The sequence below is a fragment of the Luedemannella helvata genome (genome assembly GCF_039528415.1).
In the GTDB taxonomy this organism is placed as follows: domain Bacteria; phylum Actinomycetota; class Actinomycetes; order Mycobacteriales; family Micromonosporaceae; genus Luedemannella; species Luedemannella helvata.
Genome location: NZ_BAAALS010000006.1, coordinates 129,687 through 149,649 on the forward strand (window position 1 = coordinate 129,687; position 19,963 = coordinate 149,649).

Below are 19,963 nucleotides of genomic sequence, written 5' to 3' on the forward strand. Positions count from 1 at the left end.
GTCTGACAGCGGGAGGTTTGCAGATGGCCGACGAGATCGTGCCCAGCCCGCCGCGGGCCAAACACCCGGTGCGCCGGGTCGCCACCGTCGCGGCGTACACCGGCGGGGCGATCGCGGCGAGCGGCGTTGTCACGGCCGGCGTGCTGATCGGGCAGGCGTTCCTGGCCCGGATCACCATCCCGGGGGCGGAGGCGCCACCGCCGCGCTCCGACGGCGAGTACGGCGAGGGCCAACCCGGCGCGCCGCTGCGCCTGGCCGTGCTGGGGGATTCGACCGCCGCCGGCTACGGCGTGGCCACCCGGGCGGAGACGACCGGCGCGCTGCTCGCGAGCGGCGTGGCGGCCGCCGCCCGGCGCCCGGTGCGGCTCTACTGCCCGGCCGTGGTCGGCTCGACCTCGGCGATGCTGGCACCGCAGGTGGAGGCGACCGTGGAGCGCGGCGTGGACCTCGCCGTGATCATGATCGGCGCGAACGACGTGACGAGCAACGCGTCCACCGCCTCGGCGGCGCACCACCTGTTCGACGCCGTGGTGGCGCTGCGCGGGGCCGGCGCCCAGGTGGTCGTGGCGACGTGCCCGGACCTGGGCACGATCCAGCCGATCCGGCCGCCGCTGCGCTGGCTGGCCCGGCGTTGGAGCCGTCAGCTCGCCGCCGCGCAGACGGTCGCCACCGTGGAGGCCGGTGGCCGTACGGTCTCGCTCGGCGACCTGCTGGGCCCCGAGTTCGCGGCGGCCCCGGCCCTGATGTTCGGCGCGGACCGGTTCCACCCGTCGGCGGAGGGGTACCGCGCGGCCGTGGCCGCCGTCCTGCCGACCACGCTGGCCGCGCTGGGCGTGCCCTCGCCGACCGGCCCGGCCGTGGCCGCGCCGGTGAGTTCCCTGCCGCAGGCCGCGGCCGCCGCGGCGGCCCGGGCCGGCACGGAGGTCGCGGGAGCCGAGGTCGACGGGCAGCAGCGCGGGGCGCTGGGCCGCTGGGCACAGCTGCGCCGGCGGGTCCGGCTGCATCCACCGGCTGCACGGGAGGCCGGTGTGCCCGTACGCTCCGTGGCAGAGCAGGCGGAACCCGTGGAGTCGGCGTGAACAGTGCACGGATCAGACGACAGGTGACGCGCGGAGCGACGGTCGCGCTGGTCGCCGGGGCGATCGGCGGCGCGACCGTGCTGGCGGCCGAGGCCGTGGCGGCCCGCGCCCGCCGGTACGCGCGGCCCGAGCTGGGCATGGCCATGCGCACGACCGTGGGCAACCCCGAGCGCCCGCCACTGCGGGTCGTGCTGCTCGGCGACACGACCGCCCTCGGCGTGGGCGTCTCGGACGTGGCGGAGACGGTCGGCGGCCAGCTCGCGCAACTGCTCGCCGAGGCGGGGGCGACGATCGCGCTGTCCAGCGTGGCGGTCGCGGGCGCCCGCAGCGCCGACCTGCCGACGCAGGTGGCCCGGTCCCTGCTGGGCGACCGGCCTGATCTGGCGGTAATTCTCATCGGCGCCAACGACGCGACCCGGCTGGCCCGGCCCGGCGAGGTCGCCGCGACGCTGGGCGCGGCCGTGCGCCGGCTCCGCGACGCGGGCGTGGCCGTGGTCGTGGGCACGTGCCCGGACCTGGGCGCGGTCCGCGCGGTCGCGCCGCCGCTGCGTCACCTCATGGGCTGGTACGGCCGCCGGGTGGCCCGCGCGCAGGCGGTCGCCGCGCTGCTGGCGGGCGCCCGGGTGGTGGACCTGGCCGCCCAGGTGGGGCCGGTGTTCCGGGCGGACGCGGGAATGCTGTGCTACGACGGGTACCACCCGTCCGCCGACGGGTACCGGGTGATCGCGTACGCCCTGTTCCCGGACGCGGCGGCGGCCCTGAATGTCGCGTCGTCCCGATGACACCGGAGGCTACCGAGCGGTAACATGGGCGCCATGCCCATCGCTTCCGACCGCGACGCGGTCATCGTCGCCACCGCCCGCTCGCCCATCGGCCGGGCCGCCAAGGGCTCGCTGAAGGACCTGCGCCCGGACGACCTCGCCGCCACGGTGGTCCGCGCCGCACTGGACAAGGTGCCCGCGCTCGACCCCCGTACGATTGATGATCTTTATCTGGGGTGCGGCATGCCCGGCGGCGAGCAGGGCTTCAACATGGCCCGGGTGGTGTCCGTCCTGCTCGGCTACGACTTCCTGCCGGGCGCGACCGTCAACCGGTACTGCTCCTCGTCGCTGCAGACCACGCGGATGGCGTTCCACGCGATCGCGGCCGGCGAGGGCGACGTGTTCATCTCGGCGGGCGTCGAGATGGTCTCCCGGTACGCCCGGGGCAACTCCGACCGGCTGCCCGCCGAGGCGGCCGAGATCGTGGGCGGCGGCTGGGAGAACCCGGTGTTCTCCGACGCGCGCGCCCGGTCGACGACCCGCTCCCTCGGCGACGCGCCCACCTGGCACGACCCGCGCGACGACGGCGAGCTGCCCGACATCTACCTGGCCATGGGCCAGACCTCGGAGAACCTCGCCCAGCTCTACGACATCAGCCGCGAGGAGATGGACGAGTTCGGCGTACGGTCGCAGAACCTCGCCGAGAAGGCCATCGCGGACGGGTTCTGGGCCCGCGAGATCACCCCGGTGACGCTGCCGGACGGGACGGTCATGTCGACCGATGACGGGCCCCGGCCCGGCGTGACCCTGGAAGGCGTGGCCGCCCTCAAGCCCGTCTTCCGGCCGGACGGGCGGATCACGGCCGGCAACTGCTGCCCGCTCAACGACGGCGCCGCCGCCGTCATCGTGATGAGCGCCGGCCGGGCCCGTTCGCTGGGGCTGACCCCGCTCGCGAAGATCGTGTCGACCGGCGTCAGCGCGCTGTCCCCGGAGATCATGGGCCTCGGCCCGGTGGAGGCCTCCAAGCAGGCCCTCGCCCGCGCCGGCATGACGATCGACGACGTCGACCTGGTCGAGATCAACGAGGCGTTCGCCGCGCAGGTCATCCCGTCGTACCAGGACCTCGGCATCCCGCTGGAGAAGCTCAACGTCAACGGCGGCGCGATCGCCGTCGGCCACCCCTTCGGCATGACGGGCGCCCGCATCCTGGGCACCCTCATCAACTCCCTGGACTGGCACGACAAGACCATCGGCCTGGAGACCATGTGCGTCGGCGGCGGCCAGGGCATGGCCATGATCATCGAGAGACTCTCGTAGTACGGGCACACGCCGGTGCGCCGGGCGGCTGTCGGGCCGCCCGGCGCACTGCGTTGCTGGGGGTGCGGGTCACGCCTCGGCGCGGGTGAGCTGCGGACGCAGGGCCAGGATCACGCCCAGCATCAGGTAGCCCACCAGCAGGTGGCCGGCGGCCACGAAGTCCCCGACCGACGGGCCGAGAACGCCGTACGCCGGGACCGACACGACCGCCCAGCTCTCGGCGACCAGCGGCCACCCCCGTGCCACGCCGCGCCAGCGGCCCGCGATGACCAGCTTGATCGCGATGACGAACATGCCCAGCATCGACAGGGGCCAGAACAGGTCGAGCACCGCCAGCCAGGTGTCATCACGGAACGCCGGGACGGCTCCGTGCAGCACGCTCCACAGTGTCGCAAGCGCCAGCAGCACGTACTCGACCTTGAGCATGCCCCGGGCGACCCGGCTGAGGCCGGTGGCACCGGTGCGCAACTGCGCGGTCACGAGAGCGAACAGGCCGATCTGGAACGGCACGGCGGCCAGGTCGCTGATGGTCACGCCCAGGCTCGTATCCGGCTGGGCACCCACGGCGACGAGGCTGGCCGCCCAGGTCAGCGCGCCGGCCGCGAGGGTGATGCCAGCCCGGCGGACGAACGCGTCGTTCGCGGCTTCCCGGCCGGCGGCCGGGATCGTCAGGTCGGTACGGGCGGCGGCGGGGGTTGTCACGATTGTCATGGCTGCGGTTCCTCGTCTTCTCGGGGGTCCCTCGGTGCGGGCCGCACCTCGATGACGAGAACTCTCCGGGGGACGCGACCCGGGCGGGCAGGGTCCGCCGCCCCCGCGCCGTCCCGCTTTCTGTCCCCGGGCGCAGCGGGACCGGTGTCCCGGGACACCGGGACAGGTGCGCTGGCACCATGGTCCGATGCACCACCCCTCGGTCACCCCGACCAGCACTTTTGACCCCGCACCCGGCGTCCGCGACGCGGGCGGTCCCGCGCGGACGTGGCCGACGGTGGTCGCCGTCGCGATGGTGGTCGTCGGGGTCGCCGTCGCGACCGTCGCCGCCGTGCTCGACGCCGCCGTACCGGCGGCGCACCGCGAGACCATCGTGACGGACCCGGGCTGGACGGCCGGCATTCCCGGGCTGGCGCTCGTCGTGCCGGGCGCCCTCCTGCTGCGCCAACTGCCCACCCACCCCATGTCCTGGCTGCTGTGCCTCACCGGTCTGCACTGGATCGTCGACGGCGCTGCGGCGTCCTGGCTCGCCTACGCGACAACGCACCAGCCGGCGCTGCCCGGCGCGCCGCTGGCGCACTGGTTCTACGAACGGGTCGGTGCGCTCCTGCTGCTGTCGTTGCCGCTGGTCCTGCTGCTCTACCCGGACGGTCGGCTGCCCGAGGGGCGGTGGCGCATCGCGTCGCTGGCCAGCCTCGCGGCAACCGCCCTGCTGCCGGTCACGCTCGTGTTCGCCCCCACCGACGCCGCCCAGGCGCAGGCGGGCGGGCCGCTGCCCGAGCCGTACCAGGCACTGGACCTCGACCTGACCACCCTGCCGCTGCCGGCGGCCGTGTGGGTTCCGCTGCTCACGGTGGCGTCCGCGGCGGTGCCGGTCAGCCTCATCGTGCCGTTGGCGGTGGTGATCCGGCGGTACCGGTCGTCGACCGGGCAGGCGCGGCTGCGGATGCGGTGGCTCGCCTGGGCCGCGCTGGTGGACGCGCTCGTCATGCTCTCCACACTGGTCCTGCCCCGGGGCTGGACCTCCGTGGGGCTCGCGGTGGCCGTGGCCCTGACGGGGATCGCGCTCGTGATCGGCGTCGCCCGCCCTCAGCTGATCGACATCGACCAGCTGCTGGGCGGTACCGTGCGCTACGCGGCGCTCGCGGCGGCCGTCGTGGTGGTGGACGTGCTGGTCCTCGGCACCGTGGGACTGGTGCTCGGCAGGCACCTCGCCGAACGCAACGCGACCGTGATCGTCCTGCTCACGGTGACCGCTGTGTACGGGCCGCTGCGCGACCGGTTGTGGCGGCTGATCCGGCGGGTCGCGCTGGGCCGCCGCGACGACCCGTACGGCGTGGTCACCGGGCTGGCCGAGCAGCTGGAGTTCTCCGACGGGCCGGACGAGCAACTGCTCGCCGTGGCGCGTACGGTCGCCGAGGCGTTCCGGTCACCGTACGTGGCGGTGGAGGTGGACCGCATCGGCGGGGCGCGCCTCGTGGCCGAGCACGGCACCGCCCCGGCGCGGACCCAGACGCTGCCGATCACGTACCGGGGCGAGATGGTGGGCAGGCTCGTCCTGCCCGTCGGCGGCTTCCGGGTCGCCCTGTCGGCCCGCGACGAGCGGCTGCTCGGCGACGTGGTCCGGCAGGCGGCGGTGACCGCCCGGGCCAGCCACCTCGCGAGCCAGCTGCAGCGCGGCCGGGAGCAGATCGTGGCCGCCCGCGAGGAGGAGCGCCGGCGGCTGCGCCGCGACCTGCACGACGGTCTCGGCCCCAGCCTCGGCGCGGTCGCGCTGCGCATCGACGCGGCCCGTAACCTCGCGGCCAGCGCACCCGACGAGAGCGACCGGCTGCTGCGCCAGGCCCGCGAGGACGTCGGCGCCGCCGTGGCGGACGTCCGGCGCCTCGTGCACGATTTGCGGCCTCCCGCGCTCGACGACGTCGGCCTGCTCGGTGCCGTCCGCCAGCAGGCCGAGCGGCTGCGACCGGCCGGACTGACCCTCGACATCGAGGGCGGACCCGGCCTCGACCAGCTGCCCGCCGCCGTGGAGGTGGCGGCGTACCGGATCGCGTCCGAGGCGCTCACCAACGTCGCCCGGCACGCGTGCGCCACCGCCTGCCGGGTACGGCTGTCGGTCGACGACGGCGCCCTGGTCGTGGAGGTGACCGACAACGGGGTCGGCATCGCGGCCGGCACGCCGACCGGCGTCGGCCTGCTCTCGCTGCGCGAACGGGCCGCCGAACTCGGCGGTGACTGCCGGATAGAGTGCCCCGACGAACGGGGCACAGTGGTCCGGGCACGGCTGCCGCTGGGGCCCGTAGTTCCGGAGGTGGCACGTGCCTGACGACGACGAACCGGTACGGGTCCTGGTGGCCGACGACCACCCGGTGTTCCGCGACGGGCTCGCCGTGCTGCTCGGCTCGGTGCCCGGCATCGAGGTCGTCGGCACCGCCGCCGACGGCGTCGACGCGGTCGAGGCGGCCGTACGGTTACTGCCCGACGTGGTCGTCATGGACGTGCAGATGCCGCGGCTCAACGGCGTGGACGCGACCCGCCGCCTGGCGACCGAGGCGCCCTCGGTCGGGGTGGTCGTGCTGACCATGTCGGAGGACGACGGCACGGTCTTCGCGGCGGTCCGGGCCGGGGCCCGGGGTTACCTGGTCAAGGGCGCCGAACAGGACGAGATCGTCCGCGCGATCACCACCGTGGCCGGCGGTGGCGTCGTGTTCGGCGCGGCGCTCGCCCTGCGCATCGCCGACTTCTTCGCCGCCGGCCCGCCCGCGCCGAGCGCCGTCTTCCCGCAGCTCACCGCGCGGGAGCGGGAGATCCTGTCCCTGCTGGCCGCCGGCCGCTCCAACGCGGCGATCGCGGCCGCCCTCTACCTGTCCCCCAAAACGGTCCGCAACAACGTCTCCAACATCTTCGCCAAGCTCCAGGTGGCCGACCGCGCCGAGGCGATAGTCCGGGCCCGCGAGGCGGGCCTGGGCGGCCGGTAGCCGGCTACAGGGCGGCGCGGAGGGTGTCGATCGCGGTCGTCGCGTGGGCGCGCTGCGCTTGCGGGGCCTGTCGCAGGTCGCGGACCATGACGCGCAACTGGTCGGGGAGCACGACGTCCGCCAGGCGGGGCACCGCGCGAGGCTCCCGGGACTCGGCGTCGGCCGCGAGGTCGGCCAACTGCTGGACCAGGGCGAAGACCTTGTCAGCCCGGTCCCGCTGCGCCCACTGGGCCGCGCTCCAGTGGGCCACCCGGTTCAGCAGCAGGTCGGCCGCACGGTCCAGATCGTCGCTCACCGTTGGCGAAGATAGCTGAGCAGGCGCAGGATCTCCAGGTACACCCAGATCAGGCCGACGAGCAGGCCGAACGCGCAGGTCCAGGCCGTCTTGGCGGGGGCACCGGCGCGGATGGCCTGCTCGATCTGGTCGAAGTCGACGATGAAGCTCAGCGCCGCCACGACGATGACCACGAGACTGAACACGATGGCGACCCAGCCGGCGTTGCCCTCGGCGTCCCCGCGCAGGCCGGTGTAGACGCCGAACAGGCTCAGGATCCAGTTGACCAGCATGACGGCGAGAATGCCGAACATCGCGCCGATGAGGACCTTGGTGAACCTCGGCGTCGCCCGGATGACGCGGAACTTGTAGAGCACCGCCATGATCAGGAACACGCCGAAGGTACCCACGACGGCCTGCACCACGATCCCGGCGTACGCCGTCTCGAAGATCTTGCTGATCAGGCCGACGAAGACGCCCTGAATGACCGCGTACGCGAGGACGACCACGGGGTTGGTGACGCGGGCGATGGCGATGATCAGACCGACAACGAGGCCGATGATGGCGGCCCCCGTGACGCCGACCCCGACCAGCTCGTCGGGCACCATCACCCACGCCGCCGCCCCGGCGATGCCCAGGACGACCAGCAGGCCCACCGTCCGCACGACGACGTCGTCGATCGTCATCCGGTCCTCGGCCTGCACCACCGGCGGGTACGCGGGCTGCGGGTACGGTACGCGCGACGGATCGCCCGGCGCCGCGTAGCCGCCGCGCTCGGGCTCGACAGGCGTCAGCCGGTTGAGCACCGGATTGGAGCTCCGCACGGGGCTGCCTCCTCCCGCCGACGTCACCTACCGCACAGCGTAGCGTCGCGCCGACGGGGACAGGAGGATCCTGAGCTGCTGGTGCCCGGAGCGGGGTTCGAACCCGCACGCCGTGAGGCCGTCGCTTTTAAGGCGACTGTGTCTGCCGATTCCACCATCCGGGCCGCACCGCATAGGTTAGCCGCCCGATGTTGCCGGCTCGGTCGCCCGGGCGTCCAGACGATATGTTTGCCCGCGTGGCCGGCACCGTATCTGAGACGATCTCCCCCGAAGCTGCCGTCGAGCAGCCGTCCGCGCCGGGCCGGCTGGCCCGCGTGCGCACCGCCCTACGCGGCAAGGGCGCACTGGACGCCCTCGTCTGCTTCGCCTACGTCGCCGTCAGCGGGTTACTGACCGCTGGGCTGTGGCCGGACCCGCACACGCGGGCCCTGGCGGACAACGTGAACGACCAGGTGCTCATCGAGTGGTTCCTGGCGCACGGCACGCTCGTCTGGACGGGCGATTTCACCTTCGTCACCGACCGGCTGAACGCCCCCGACGGCGTCAACCTCATGAGTAACGCCTCCCACATCCTGCACGGCATCCTCATCGCCCCCGTCACGGTGCTGTTCGGGGCGGCGGTGTCGTTCGCGGTGCTGGTGGCGCTGAACCTGTCGCTGACGGCGATCGGGTGGTACCTGCTGTTCGTCCGGACGCTGGGCATGCACCGGGCCGGGGCGGCGGTCGGTGCGTGGCTGGCCGCGTTCGGGCCGGGCATGATGTCGCAGTCCAACAGCCACCTGCACATCACGGCGCAGTGGCTGGTGCCGCCGATCGTGTACCTGCTGATCCGGCTCACCCGTGTGACGAGCACGAAGGCGGCGATCATCACAGGGGTCGCGCTGGGCCTGCTGGTCGTGGCGCAGACCTTCCTCGGTGAGGAGGTGCTGTTCCTCGCCGCGCTCACCCTTTTGATCTTCATTCCGGTGTACGCGCTGCGCAGGCGCGCGTGGGCGCGTACGGTCGCCCGCAAGTTCCTGATCGGCATGTCCGTCGCGACGGCCGTGGCCACGGCCGCGCTGGCGTACCCGTTGTGGGTCCAGTTCGCCGGACCGCAGCACACGCCGAACGCCCCGTTCAGCCCGGCCGTGTTCTACGGCGACGTGGCGAGCTACATCTCCATCTCGACCCTGTCGATCGGCACGACGCCCGGCGCCGAGAAGCTGGCCACCAGCGCCACCGAGATGAACGCGTACTTCGGGCCGATGCTCCTGCTGCTCGTCATCGCACTCATCGTGTGGCGCCGCAAGGCCCCGGCCACGACCGCGATCGCCGTCACGGCCCTGGTCATGACGCTGCTGTCGTTCGGCCCGCACGTGACCTTCGCCGGGCACCGCACCGGCCTGCCGAGCCTGTACAGCCCGCTCAAGAACGTCCCGGTCATCACGGGCGCGCTGCCCACCCGGTACTCCCTGGTGTTGTTGCCGTTGTTCGGCGCGCTGATCGCGCTGGGCATCCAGCAGGCGCTCAAGCACCGCAAGCGGTGGGTGTTCTACGCCGTGCCGGCCGCCGTCGCGCTCGCGCTGGCGCCGATCCTCCCCCGGCCGATGGACACGACACACCGCGAGCCCGTGCCGACGTTCATCACGAGCGGCCACTGGCGCGAGTGCGTGCCGGAGGGCGGCGTGCTCGTGCCCGTGCCGCTGCCCACGGCTGTCGACACCGAGTCGATGCGCTGGGCGGCCGCCGCGAACGCCCAGTTCTCGCTGCCGGAGGGCTTCTTCATCGGGCCGTACGGCCCGCGCGGCCTGTCGTCGATCGGCACCTGGAAGCAGCCGACGTCCAAGCTGCTCACCGCGGTGGCGAAGACCGGCACCGTGCCCGAGGTGAACGCGGCGGTCCGCCGGCAGGCGCAGGCGGACCTGCGGTTCTGGGGGGCCGACTGCGTCGTCGTTCCCGAGGGCCCGCGGGCCGCCGCGCTCAAGGAAACGGTCGACGACCTGCTGTTCCCGGGCCGCAAGGTCGACGACGTGTGGATCTGGGACGTCAGCCCTTCGTCGCCTCGCTGAACGCGTCAAGCGGGTGGTGCAGCTGGCCGAGCGGGACGACCTCGCGCTTGAGGAACAGCGCCAGGGTCCAGTCGATCGTCACCCGCACCTTGCGGTTGACGCTCGGGATGCGGCTCAGGTGGTACGTGCGGTGCATGAACCACGCGGGCAGGCCCTTGAGCTTGAACCCGTACACCTGGGCGACGCCCTTGTGCAGGCCCAGGCTCGCCACGGAGCCGGCGTACTTGTGGGCGTAGTCCTTCGTGGGCCGGCCACGCAGGACGGCGACGATGTTGTCGGCCATCCGCTTGGCCTGCCGTACGGCGTGCTGCGCGCTGGGCGAGCACATCGTGCCCGGCGTCGCGGCCGTCAGGTCGGGCACGGCCGCGCAGTCGCCGGCGCTCCACGCGCCCTCGACGACCGCACCCGAGGGGTCGACCACCTGCAGGGTCGGCAGGCAGGTGACCCGGCCGCGGTCGTCGCGGGGCAGGTCGGTCGCCTCGAGCACCGGGTGGGCCTTGACGCCGGCGGTCCACACGATCGTGTCGGCGTTGAAGCTGTCGCCGTCGGAGAGGACGACCTTGCCGTCCACACAGGACTCCAACCGGGTGCCCAGCCGGATGTCGAGGTTGCGCTTGCGCAACTGCTCGACCGTGTAGGCGCCCATGTCCGGGGAGACCTCGGGCAGGATGCGCTGGGTGGCCTCGACGAGCACCCAGTGCATGTCCTCGGCCGACAGCTCCGGGTAGTAGCGCAGCGCGTCACGCGCCATGTCCTCCATCTCGGCGAGGGCCTCGATGCCCGCGTACCCGCCGCCGACGAAGACGAACGTGAGGGCGCAGGTTCGCACGGCCTTGTCGGTCGTGGTGGCCGCGATGTCGAGCTGTTCGAGCACGTGGTTGCGCAGGTAGATGGCCTCGCCGATGGTCTTGAACCCGACGGCGTGCTCGGCCAGGCCGGGGATCGGCAGGGTCCGGGAGACCGAGCCCGGCACGGCGATGATCTGGTCGTAGGCGACCTCGCGGGCCGGCCCGATGATCGGCTGCACGGTCGCGACCTTGCGCGCGTGCTCGACCCTGGTCACCGCGCCGGCCAGCACCGTGCAGTTCTTGAGCTCGCGGCGCAGCGGCACCACGCTGTGGCGCGGGGAGATGTTGCCGGCCGCCGCTTCCGGCAGGAACGGCTGGTACGTCATGTGGGGTTGCGGGTCGACGACCATGACCTCGGCCTCGCCGCGCTTCAGCTTGCGGCTCAGCCGCAGGGCCGCGTAGAGCCCGACGTGACCGGCACCGACGATGAGAATCCTCTGGGGCTTCACGCCCAGAACGCTACTCCCGCCGCGTTTCGCCCACCGGCGTTAACGGTATCGATGTCACGCAGCTCTCAGGTGTGATGCCGACTACGTGCGCCTCACCAGCCACGCCAGCATCACCGCCAGGGCGGCGACCGCCAGCAGGCCCACGATCGGCGCGACGAGCGCCGACCAACCGCCCACCCGGGCGGCCAGCAGCACCCCGCCGACCGCGAACGCCACGCCGGCCCCGAGGACCGCCGCGGTCTGCACCGCCCACCGGCGCAGGACCCCGGCAGCCACGACCGCGTCGTACGGCAGGACGGCGGCGAGCGCCGCACCCGTGTGCACGGGGTAGAGGGTGGCCGCGACCGCGATCAGCCGCCACAGGGTGGGCTCCTCCCCGTACGCGAGGGTCGCGGCCAGCCACGCGACGGCGATGAGCAGCACCACGACGGTGACCACCGGGCTGCGGGGGGCCAACCCCACCGCCGCGGCCAGCACGACCACGACGCCCCACGCCCACGGGCTGGCGGCCACCGGCCGCGGCAGGGCCAGGAGCATCGCCACGACGGCGAAGCCGGCCGTGACGCCGCGCACCAGCGCCGGGCCGGCCGCCGTGCGACGCACGGCGCGGCCCGTGTGGCGCAACCGCAGGCGCAGCCCGCCGAGCACCTCGTCGACCGCGTACGGGAGCTTCATCGCACACCCACCCGCGGCGCGGCGGCGAGCTGGGTGACGTCGCGCAGCACGTGGTCGAGGCTGCCCGTGCCCGCCCACTCGGCGACCGGTACGCCGACCTCGCGCAGCTGGCCGATGACGTTCTGCCGGTCCATCCACCACAGCCGGTGCGCGAGCGGACCCCAGGCGGAGCGCTGGTACGGCTTCGCGGCCGACGCGTCCAGGGTGTCGATCGCGACGACCATCCGGCCGGAGCGGGCCAGCCGGGCCACCATCTCGGCGGAGTGCTCGTTGAGCAGCGGCGTCAGCACCACGACGAGGCCGCGGGTGGGCAGGTGATGCCCGTCGAACAGGTACGGCGGCGGGGTTTCCACGCCGTCGGAGGGGCGCACCTGCAGGATCCATTCGAGGACGGCGTGGAAGTGCCGCCGGCCGCTGCCGGCCCGCAGCCGCCGGATCTCGTACGAGTACTCGATGAGCGAGACCCGGTCGCCCCGGTGCAGGTAGTGCTGCGCGATGGCGGTCGCGGCGCGCACGGTCGTGTCCAGCGCCGACGCGGCCCCGTGGATGCCACCTGAGCGGCCGGCCTCGTGCACCACGTCCAGCACGAGCGCGACCTCGGCATCGCGGTCGGACAGGGTCTGCGCCACGTACGGGTGCTGCGCCCGCAGGGTGGTGCGCCAGTCGATGCGGCGCAGCCGGTCGCCCGGCGCGAAGGCCCGGATGCCGGCCAGCTCGCCGCCCTCCCCCGGCCGGCGCGAGCGGTGCACGCCGACCAGTCCGGCCGCGTGCGGCATGGCGTCGTCGGCCCGGAAGTCGTCGACCGCCGGGAAGACCTTGATCGGCGCCACGTCGGTGAACGTCGGCGTCGAGATGAGCAGGCCGCCACCGGCGACCGCGAACGCCTGCGCCGGGCCGACCCAGTGCTCGCCCCAGCGCAGCGCCGGCCCGGCGAGGTCGACCGCCGTGGCCGCCCCGGCCGGCAGCTCCCCCACGTACGGGCGGTCACTGTGGCGCAGCCGTACCCACCGACTCGGCGCGGCGCGCACGACCACCACGTCGTACGCGCACGCGTCGGTGTTGGTGACCATGACCCGGGCGGCGATCTCGTTCCCCTCGACGACCGGGTCCTCGGTCGACGTGAGGGTCAGCTCCGGCAGCCGCGACGGGCGGGTACGCAGCCCCCACGCCGCGCCGAGGGCGAACGGGGCCGCGAGGACCACCAGGTCGTAGCGGCCCAGCACGACCGCGACGACCGCGAGGAACGCGGTGACCATGACCGCCCGGCCCATGGCGCGGGTGGGCACCCAGGTCCGCCTGTCCGCGAAGGGGTTCGTCACGAGCCCTCCGGCGAGGTGGTGTTCCTCGCGGGAAGGGCCGTGACCATCCAGCTCTGCCACGAGGCTCAGGCCCGGTCGTACGCGGGCCGCGCGACGTAGCTGGGCAGCGCGCCGCTGGCGGGCGCCGGGGTCTGCTCCAGCACCTCGCGCACCACCTGGTCGACGTTGACGCGGCGCAGCCAGACCTCCGGGCGCAGGGTGAGCCGGTGGCCAAGGGCCGGCACGGCGACCGCCTTGACGTCCTCGGGGATCACGTAGTCCCGGCCGGACATCGCGGCCACGGCCCGGGCCAGGAGCAGCAGGGCGAGCGAGCCGCGCGGCGAGGCGCCGACGAGGACCTGCGGGTGGCTGCGGGTGGCCGCGGTGAGCGTCACGATGTAGCGCCCGACCGAGTCCTCCACGGTCACCGACTCCAGGGCTGCCTGCATGGCCGACAGGGTCGGCGCGTCCACCACCGGGTCGATGGAGATCTCCTCGCGGCGGCGCGACATGCGCCGCCGCAGCACGTCCCACTCCTCGTCGGCGGTCGGGTAGCCGAACGACACCCGCAGCAGGAACCGGTCCAGCTGGGCCTCGGGCAGCGGGTACGTGCCCTCGTACTCGATGGGGTTCGCGGTGGCCAGCACGTGGAACGGCGGCCGCAGCGGGTACGTCGTGCCCTCCACGGACACCTGGCGCTCCTGCATGGCCTCCAGCAGCGCGGACTGGGTCTTCGGCGGGGTCCGGTTGATCTCGTCCGCCAGCAGGAGGTTCGTGAAGATCGGCCCGGGGCGGAAGGTGAAGTCGTGGGTGCGCTGGTCGTAGAGGAACGAGCCGGTCACGTCGGCGGGCAGCAGGTCCGGGGTGAACTGCAGGCGACGGAAGTCGAGCCCGAGCGCGAGCGCGAAGCTGCGCGCGGTGAGGGTCTTGCCCAGCCCCGGCAGGTCCTCCAGCAGCACGTGCCCGCCGGCCAGAATGCCGGCGAACACGAGCGTCAACGCGTCGCGCTTGCCGACGACCACGCCGTTGACCGCGTCGAGGACCCGTGCCGACAGGTCGCCGACGTCGGCAGGCTTCAAGGGGTTCACAGTGCCTCCATCTGCTTCACGATCACCGCGAACTGCCGCGGGGTCGGGATCTTGGTCATCGGCTCGGTGAGGAACGCCCACAGTTCGGGCCCGCACAGCCGCCGGGCGGCCTCCCGGTCGTGCTCGAACGTCAGGCCGTGGCGCTGGCGCAGCCGCTCCTCCACGATCTCGCCGATGAAGTGCGGCATCCGGTTGATGAAGCGCTGCCGCTCGACGCCGGACCACTCCAGGCGCATCTCCCAGCGCAGCACCGCCCGCGACAGGCCGTCAGCCCCGATGTAGCCATCGTCGCGGCTCGGGTCGTACGCCACCACCCGGTGCGCCACGAGATCGCGGGTCAGCCGGCGGCCCGGCTCCACGACCAGGCGCACCGCCCGCCGGATCACGATCACGGCCAGCGTGAACGCGAGCAGCAGCGGGTACGCGAGCTTCACCTGGAGCAGCGGCAGCGCCGCGTAGAGCACGGCCGCGGTGAGCGGCGCGATGATCGCCGTACGCACGACGAACTGCCGCAGCGGGCGCTCCGGTTTGCGGGGCGGCGGGGCGTCGTCCTCCTCGCGGCTGAGCAGATCGTCGATCCCGACCACCCGATCGGCGCTCATGCGGTCACCTCAGCTGCGCTCATCGCTGACGCTCCACGGGCGCGGGCGGGCGGGGCCCGCCGTCCGGGCTTGGGCCGGCCGGCTCGGGCGCGGGCGGGCGGGGGGCGGCCGGCCGGGCCGACAGCTCCCGGCGCAGCTGGGCCAGCGCCGCGCGCGCCTCATCGCGCATCCCGGCGTCGACCTCGTGCCGGGCGTAGCGGGCCTGGTGGTAGACGTGCGCCAGGTTGTCCAGCGCCTCGACGCTCACGTCGTGCGTACGCAGCAGGCGCAGCACCACGTCCGTGGCCGTGTCGCCCACCTCGCGCTCCGCGCCGGCGGCCGTCGCGGCCTCCTCCAGCCGCAGCCAGCACGCGATGACCGCGCGGCGGGGGTCGGCGTCATCGTCGTCGAGCGCCACGAGGCCCTCGTCCAGGGCGTTGCGCACGGCCGCGATGCGCTGTCCGTCGGGCAGTTGCGCGTCCGCCGCCTCCGGTGGCGCCACCTGCCGCGGCGCGATCCTGTCGCGGAGCATCAACCACAGGGGGTACGCCACGAGGGCCACGATCGAGAGCGCGCACAGCGCCCCGAACAGGTTCGTCAGCCAGGGCGGCACCTGCCACGGTATCTCGGGCGGGCCGCTGGCCATCGCGGTCGGGCTGCCGCTGGGCGGCTCCAGCGTCGGGAGGTCCTGGGCGGGCGCCTGCGTCTCCACCAGCTCCGTGATGAAGCGCACCTCGGGATGCGACACCAGCGACGCCACGATGATCGCGCCCAACAGCGCGGCGACCGCCGCGAGCGGTCCCCACCGGCGCAGCGCTGAGCGGTTCACCAGGGCAGGTTAACGTCCCCGCGCGAACGCCACAGGCCCGGCGACCCCTCGATCCGGTATCGCGGGCGTCGTAGCCGGTCCAGCGCCTGATCGTTGGGTGGTGGGGCGGCCGTCGACGCATGGAGGTACATCATGAGGATCTTTAGCCGACGCGGATTCGGCGTACTCGCCGTGACGACCGCTCTACTCGCCGTCGCCGCGGGCGGCGCCGTCGCGGCGACAACGCTGCGTACGGGCACGACCGTGGCGCACACGGCCGTCCTGACCCAGGACACCGCGTCCACCCATACCGGCGCGACGTACGCGCAGCTGGGCAGCCTTTCCATCACGGCCGGAGCGGGCAGCTCCATCCTGGTCACCTTCTCGGCCGAGAGCGCCTGCTACGGCGCCACCGGCTGGTGCACGGCGCGCGTCCTCGTCGACGGCGCCGAGGCGATCCCGGCGGTCGGCACGGATTTCGCGTTCGACAGCACGGACATCAACCGGGAGACCGCCGAGTCGTGGGAGTCGCACAGCATGCAGCGCGTCGCCACAGCCCGGTCGACCGGCACCCACACGGTGGTCCTCCAGGTGGCCCAGATCGGCACGATGGTCACCGCCCGCTACGACGACTGGACCCTGACCGCGATGGCGATCGCCCCGTGATCAGGGCGCCCCGGCCGCACGCCTGGCCGTGGTGAACACGTCGTCCAGCATCGAGGGGGTCAGCCGGCCGGTGAAGGTGTTCTGCTGGCTCACGTGGTAGCAGCCCAGCAGCATCGGCGCCCCAGGGATCTCGACGCGGGCGCCGTGACCGAACGTGGGACGCGGGACGGGCGCGCGCAGCCCGTACACCTGGGTGAGGACCGGCCACCACGCGGCCCAGGCGAACCCACCGAGGGCGACCACGACCCGCAGGGTGGGTCTGATGAGTTCGACCTCGCGGCGCAGCCACGGGGCGCAGGTGTCGCGCTCGGTCGGCGTGGGCTTGTTGTCCGGCGGGGCGCAGCGCACGGCCGCGAAGATCCGCGTGTCCGTGAGCGTCAGGCCGTCGTCGCGGCTGACGCTGTGCGCCTGGTTGGCCAGGCCGGCGCGGTGCAGGGCGGCGAACAGCACGTCGCCCGAGCGGTCACCGGTGAAGATGCGGCCGGTGCGGTTGCCGCCGTGCGCGGCCGGCGCGAGCCCCAGGATCGCGATGCGCGCGTCGGCCGCCCCGAACCCGGGCACGGGCCGGCCCCAGTACTCCTGGTCGCGGAACGCCGCCCGGCGGGTGTGCGCGATCTCCGTGCGCCACGCGACCAGGCGCGGGCACGCGAAGCAGTCGCTGACGGCCGCGTCGAGGGCGGCGAGGTCCGTGGCGCGGCGGGCGTTGGTCGTGACCTGGGCCGAGGTGGTGGTGCGCGGGCTCACCCGAGGTTGGCGTTGAGGAAGGCCAGGGTGCGCTCCCACGCCGCGGTCGACGCGGCCACGTCGTGGACCTCGGGCCGCTCGTCGTTGAAGAACGCGTGGTCAGTGCCCGGGTAGTCGTAGACCTCCACCGTGCCGCCGGCGGCCGTGATCGCCGCGACAGCCTGCTGGATGCCGGGCGCCGCGGACGTGCCGTCCTCCTCGGAGCAGTGGAACTGCGCGGCCTTGCCCGCGTAGTTGGTCCACTCCGGACTCATCCGCTCCCACGGCACGGCCGGGTAGAAGCCGACCGCGGCCCGGATGTGCGGCGAGAGGGTCGCCGACCAGAGGGCGAGGCTGCCGCCCATGCAGTAGCCGACCGTGCCCACGCCGCCGGTGACCTCGGGCAGCGCGGCCAGGTACGCCGCCGCGCCGGCCATGTCCTTGGCCGCCTGGTCCATCGCCAGGCCCATCATGAGCTTGCCGGCCTCGTCCGGCTCGGACGTCTTCACGCCGTGGTAGAGGTCCGGGGCGAGGGCCACGAAGCCGGCCGCGGCGAACCGGTCGGCGACGCTGGTGATGTGCCCGACGAGGCCCCACCACTCCTGGATCACGATCACCGCGCGGCCGTTCGGAGCGGTCGGCTCGGCCAGATAGCCCTCGCTGGTGCCGCCGTTGCTGGCGTAGCTGACAAGGTCACCCATGGCGCCCAGCCAACCATGTCACGGAGCCCGCGTGAAGTAGGCGCGGGCTCCGTGACGCGCGTCTTAGGCGAAGAGGTTCACCGCTGCCGCGACGGCGCCGCTCACCGCCGCGCCGAGGCCCACGAGACCGATCACCGCGGTCGCCCCGCAGCCCGACCGGCCGGACGCCGCGGGGGTCGGGTTGGCGCCGTTGGTGTCGCCGCCCGCCCCTCCGATGCCGGCGTCACCACCGCCGCCGAACCCGTCGCTGCCACCGCCACCGACGCCGCTGACGCCTGGCTGCTCATGGCCGCCATGACTCTGCTCCGACACCACGTCTCCCTTCAGCTGTCCATGTCTATCTGGTGATCGCCTGGAGGCAAACCACCTTGCCGGGTGCGTTCCGCTCCTCGCCGCCGGAGATCCAGATCGGCACGGTCGTCGCGGTCCACTGCGCGCACGTGGTGCCGGTGGCCTGGGCGAGCGTCACGTTCTCGACAATGCCCAGGACCTTGTACGCGGCAGCGGAGTCGCCGCAGTCGACCTTCGTGTCCCGGATGTCGATCACCTCCGTGCCGCCCAGCGCCGTCAGGCAGTCGCCGGGCTCCGCGTTGGTGGCGTCGTCCTTGGAACTGAGCCACCCGTACGCCAACCCGACGAGGAGCACGACCACCACGGCACCGCCGCCGAGCAGCCACAACAGGCGCTTTGACCGTGGCTTCTCGGCCGGGCCGGTGCCCTCCTCGCCGGCGGTGCCGACCTCTTCGTCGACGGGGTTGTCGTTGGACACGAGCGCGTTCCTTCCCACGGTCCGGCAGCGCGTTCACGCTAGCGGGCGCGGGCGACACGCACCATCCGGCCGGCGGCTTACGGCGTCGCGGTGGGCCCCGGACTGGCTGAGGGCGCTTCGGTCGCGCCCCCGCCCGGCTGCCACTGCACCGGCGGGCACAGCGGATAGCGGTACATGTCCGCGTCCATGGGTTGCGTGTAGTCGTGACAACGGTCGTAGTCACCGATCTGGATCGGGTTGCCGTTCTGGTCGTAGAGCCGCACGCCGTCGAGCGGGTTGTTGTTCACGTCGTACGGGTAGACGTCGGTGACGCCGCTGAACGGGTCGTAGTAGACCGTCCCGCCGTTCTCGTACTGGAAGGCGCGCGGGGCCAGGTTGGCGAGCGCCAGCGCAACGATGAGCACCCCGGCGCCGTGCACGGTGAACCGGCCCCAGCGGGGCAGGCCGGGAGTGGCCCTGCCGAGGCGCACGGACACGATCACGCAGACCCCGACGAGCAGCAGCCAGATCAGCGCGTCCTCCGGGTCCATGCTCACCGGCAGCAGCCGCGCGAAGTACTCGTCGCGGGCCGCCACGAGGATCAGCAGCCCGACCAGATAGCCGCGCAGCACCCACCAGCCGGGCCGCAGGAGGTCGAACAGGTCGGCGACGCGTGGGTAGCCGAGCAGCCGGCCGCCCGCCCGGTCGGCGCGCTCCGCGTACGCCCGCAGGTTGCGCATGACTTCGGTGGCCGGCTTACGCGCCGCCCCCGTGGCGGCCGGGAGTCCGGCGGCGGCGCGCAGTTCCGCCGCGTAGCTCTCGGGTGGTCCGAGCCGGTGCTCAAGGTCGGCGCCGCTCTCGGCGAGCACCTCCGCGAGGTGCGCGGGCTCGTCCTCGAGCAGCTCCTCGCGGGTCTCGGTGGGCAGGTCCGCGAGGGCGGCGCGGACGCGCTGGAGGTAGCCGCTGACCTCCGGACTCGTGACGGTGCTCATGCCCGGGCCCCCCGTTCGGCGAGGATGGTGTCCATGGTGGTGGCGAAGGACCGCCAGACCTTGCCCGAGGTGGCGAGCTGGGTGCGGCCGGCGGCGTTGAGCGCGTAGTACTTGCGGTGCGGACCCTCCTCGGAGGGCACCACGTACGTCGTGAGGTAGCCGGCCTGGAAGAGGCGGCGCAGCGTGCCGTAGACGGACGCGTCGCCCACCTCCTCCAGCCCGCTGCCGCGCAGGCGGCGGAGGATGTCGTAGCCGTAGCCGTCCTCGTCGCGCAGCACGGCGAGGACCGCGAGATCTAGGACGCCCTTGAGAAGCTGGGTGGTATCCACGCTGTGCACAGTACTCTGCGATGCGAAGTACCGTCAACGGCGAACATCCACAGAGGACCTATGAG

22 protein-coding genes and 1 tRNA gene are annotated in these 19,963 nt (G+C 73.4%); 7 read left to right on the forward strand and 16 right to left on the reverse strand.

From position 1 onward, the window contains the following. Positions 1-17: 17 nt before the first annotated feature. Genes ABD191_RS08265 through ABD191_RS08275 form a run of 3 tightly spaced genes read left to right on the forward strand, consistent with a single transcriptional unit; the run spans position 18 to position 3,157 of the window. Complete coding sequence (locus tag ABD191_RS08265) at positions 18-1,079, forward strand: SGNH/GDSL hydrolase family protein (protein ID WP_344078603.1); 1,062 nt, start codon at positions 18-20, stop codon at positions 1,077-1,079. Positions 1,080-1,102: 23 nt separating this feature from the next. Then, the gene (locus ABD191_RS08270; protein ID WP_344078605.1) at positions 1,103-1,861 is read left to right on the forward strand and encodes an SGNH/GDSL hydrolase family protein; all 759 of its coding nucleotides are present in this window, start codon (positions 1,103-1,105) and stop codon (positions 1,859-1,861) included. A 33-nt stretch (positions 1,862-1,894) separates the two neighbouring features. Beyond that, positions 1,895-3,157, forward strand: coding sequence for an acetyl-CoA C-acetyltransferase (locus ABD191_RS08275; RefSeq protein ID WP_344078607.1), 1,263 nt, complete (start codon positions 1,895-1,897; stop codon positions 3,155-3,157). A 69-nt stretch (positions 3,158-3,226) separates the two neighbouring features. On the opposite strand, the gene ABD191_RS08280 is transcribed toward ABD191_RS08275, so the two are convergent. Continuing rightward, positions 3,227-3,868, reverse strand: coding sequence for a hypothetical protein (locus ABD191_RS08280; protein WP_344078609.1), 642 nt, complete (start codon positions 3,866-3,868; stop codon positions 3,227-3,229). 187 nt (positions 3,869-4,055) lie between these two features. Here ABD191_RS08280 and ABD191_RS08285 point away from each other — a divergent pair, with 187 nt between their 5' ends. Continuing rightward, the gene (locus ABD191_RS08285; RefSeq protein ID WP_344078611.1) at positions 4,056-6,194 is read left to right on the forward strand and encodes a sensor histidine kinase; all 2,139 of its coding nucleotides are present in this window, start codon (positions 4,056-4,058) and stop codon (positions 6,192-6,194) included. Continuing rightward, a complete protein-coding gene (locus tag ABD191_RS08290; RefSeq protein WP_344078613.1) occupies positions 6,187-6,846 on the forward strand; it encodes a response regulator in 660 nt (219 codons plus the stop codon). The genes ABD191_RS08285 and ABD191_RS08290 overlap by 8 nt, the downstream gene beginning before the upstream one ends. Positions 6,847-6,850: 4 nt before the next feature. Here the strand turns inward: ABD191_RS08290 and ABD191_RS08295 are convergent, their stop codons facing one another. From ABD191_RS08295 to ABD191_RS08305, 3 genes are all read right to left on the reverse strand, one after another. After that, complete coding sequence (locus tag ABD191_RS08295) at positions 6,851-7,141, reverse strand: hypothetical protein (RefSeq protein WP_344078614.1); 291 nt, start codon at positions 7,139-7,141, stop codon at positions 6,851-6,853. Beyond that, entirely contained in the window at positions 7,138-7,944 is an 807-nt protein-coding gene (locus ABD191_RS08300) for a Bax inhibitor-1/YccA family protein (RefSeq protein WP_344078616.1), read from the reverse strand. Before ABD191_RS08300 ends, ABD191_RS08295 begins: the two co-directional genes overlap by 4 nt. Before the next feature lie 79 nt (positions 7,945-8,023). Further along, a tRNA-Leu gene (locus ABD191_RS08305) sits at positions 8,024-8,108 on the reverse strand. Between the two features lie 72 nt (positions 8,109-8,180). Between ABD191_RS08305 and ABD191_RS08310 the strand changes: the two genes are divergently transcribed. After that, on the forward strand, positions 8,181-9,992 hold the full coding sequence (locus ABD191_RS08310; protein ID WP_344078618.1) for a hypothetical protein: 1,812 nt from the start codon (positions 8,181-8,183) through the stop codon (positions 9,990-9,992). Here ABD191_RS08310 and ABD191_RS08315 read toward each other — a convergent pair. From ABD191_RS08315 to ABD191_RS08340, 6 genes are all read right to left on the reverse strand, one after another. Beyond that, a complete protein-coding gene (locus ABD191_RS08315) occupies positions 9,970-11,289 on the reverse strand; it encodes an NAD(P)/FAD-dependent oxidoreductase (RefSeq protein ID WP_344078620.1) in 1,320 nt (439 codons plus the stop codon). The two genes, ABD191_RS08310 and ABD191_RS08315, sit on opposite strands and share 23 nt — an antisense overlap. A gap of 81 nt (positions 11,290-11,370) precedes the next feature. Beyond that, positions 11,371-11,964 carry a hypothetical protein gene (locus tag ABD191_RS08320; RefSeq protein ID WP_344078621.1) on the reverse strand — a complete coding sequence of 198 codons (594 nt, stop codon included), beginning with the start codon at positions 11,962-11,964 and terminating at the stop codon, positions 11,371-11,373. Next, positions 11,961-13,283: a DUF58 domain-containing protein gene (locus tag ABD191_RS08325; RefSeq protein WP_425560683.1), complete on the reverse strand. Its 1,323-nt coding sequence runs from the start codon at positions 13,281-13,283 to the stop codon at positions 11,961-11,963. The genes ABD191_RS08320 and ABD191_RS08325 overlap by 4 nt, the downstream gene beginning before the upstream one ends. A gap of 65 nt (positions 13,284-13,348) precedes the next feature. Then, positions 13,349-14,350, reverse strand: coding sequence for an AAA family ATPase (locus ABD191_RS08330; RefSeq protein WP_344078623.1), 1,002 nt, complete (start codon positions 14,348-14,350; stop codon positions 13,349-13,351). Next, a complete protein-coding gene (locus ABD191_RS08335) occupies positions 14,347-14,952 on the reverse strand; it encodes a hypothetical protein (RefSeq protein WP_344078625.1) in 606 nt (201 codons plus the stop codon). Before ABD191_RS08335 ends, ABD191_RS08330 begins: the two co-directional genes overlap by 4 nt. A gap of 19 nt (positions 14,953-14,971) precedes the next feature. After that, positions 14,972-15,760: a DUF4129 domain-containing protein gene (locus ABD191_RS08340; protein ID WP_344078627.1), complete on the reverse strand. Its 789-nt coding sequence runs from the start codon at positions 15,758-15,760 to the stop codon at positions 14,972-14,974. Between the two features lie 132 nt (positions 15,761-15,892). On the opposite strand from ABD191_RS08340, the gene ABD191_RS08345 reads away from it, so the two are divergent. Beyond that, on the forward strand, positions 15,893-16,405 hold the full coding sequence (locus tag ABD191_RS08345; protein ID WP_344078629.1) for a hypothetical protein: 513 nt from the start codon (positions 15,893-15,895) through the stop codon (positions 16,403-16,405). On the opposite strand, the gene ABD191_RS08350 is transcribed toward ABD191_RS08345, so the two are convergent. The 6 genes from ABD191_RS08350 to ABD191_RS08375 form a co-directional block, all read right to left on the reverse strand. After that, positions 16,406-17,149, reverse strand: coding sequence for a uracil-DNA glycosylase (locus ABD191_RS08350; RefSeq protein WP_344078631.1), 744 nt, complete (start codon positions 17,147-17,149; stop codon positions 16,406-16,408). Further along, entirely contained in the window at positions 17,146-17,829 is a 684-nt protein-coding gene (locus ABD191_RS08355; RefSeq protein ID WP_344078633.1) for a dienelactone hydrolase family protein, read from the reverse strand. Before ABD191_RS08355 ends, ABD191_RS08350 begins: the two co-directional genes overlap by 4 nt. Positions 17,830-17,892: 63 nt before the next feature. Next, on the reverse strand, positions 17,893-18,141 hold the full coding sequence (locus ABD191_RS08360) for a hypothetical protein (protein WP_344078634.1): 249 nt from the start codon (positions 18,139-18,141) through the stop codon (positions 17,893-17,895). Positions 18,142-18,166: 25 nt separating this feature from the next. Continuing rightward, positions 18,167-18,598, reverse strand: coding sequence for an LppU/SCO3897 family protein (locus tag ABD191_RS08365; RefSeq protein ID WP_344078636.1), 432 nt, complete (start codon positions 18,596-18,598; stop codon positions 18,167-18,169). A gap of 77 nt (positions 18,599-18,675) precedes the next feature. Next, entirely contained in the window at positions 18,676-19,569 is an 894-nt protein-coding gene (locus ABD191_RS08370) for an HAAS signaling domain-containing protein (protein ID WP_344078638.1), read from the reverse strand. Beyond that, positions 19,566-19,898 carry a PadR family transcriptional regulator gene (locus tag ABD191_RS08375; protein ID WP_344078640.1) on the reverse strand — a complete coding sequence of 111 codons (333 nt, stop codon included), beginning with the start codon at positions 19,896-19,898 and terminating at the stop codon, positions 19,566-19,568. Before ABD191_RS08375 ends, ABD191_RS08370 begins: the two co-directional genes overlap by 4 nt. Positions 19,899-19,963: the final 65 nt, after the last annotated feature.

Coding starts and splice junctions, on each gene's coding strand:
- ABD191_RS08370 (WP_344078638.1), bottom strand. CDS start 19,569: ATGAGCACCGTCACGAGTCCGGAGGTCAGCGGCTACCTCCAGCGCGTC.
- ABD191_RS08285 (WP_344078611.1), top strand. CDS start 4,056: ATGCACCACCCCTCGGTCACCCCGACCAGCACTTTTGACCCCGCACCC.
- ABD191_RS08280 (WP_344078609.1), bottom strand. CDS start 3,868: ATGACAATCGTGACAACCCCCGCCGCCGCCCGTACCGACCTGACGATC.
- ABD191_RS08320 (WP_344078621.1), bottom strand. CDS start 11,964: ATGAAGCTCCCGTACGCGGTCGACGAGGTGCTCGGCGGGCTGCGCCTG.
- ABD191_RS08345 (WP_344078629.1), top strand. CDS start 15,893: ATGAGGATCTTTAGCCGACGCGGATTCGGCGTACTCGCCGTGACGACC.
- ABD191_RS08275 (WP_344078607.1), top strand. CDS start 1,895: ATGCCCATCGCTTCCGACCGCGACGCGGTCATCGTCGCCACCGCCCGC.
- ABD191_RS08335 (WP_344078625.1), bottom strand. CDS start 14,952: ATGAGCGCCGATCGGGTGGTCGGGATCGACGATCTGCTCAGCCGCGAG.
- ABD191_RS08355 (WP_344078633.1), bottom strand. CDS start 17,829: ATGGGTGACCTTGTCAGCTACGCCAGCAACGGCGGCACCAGCGAGGGC.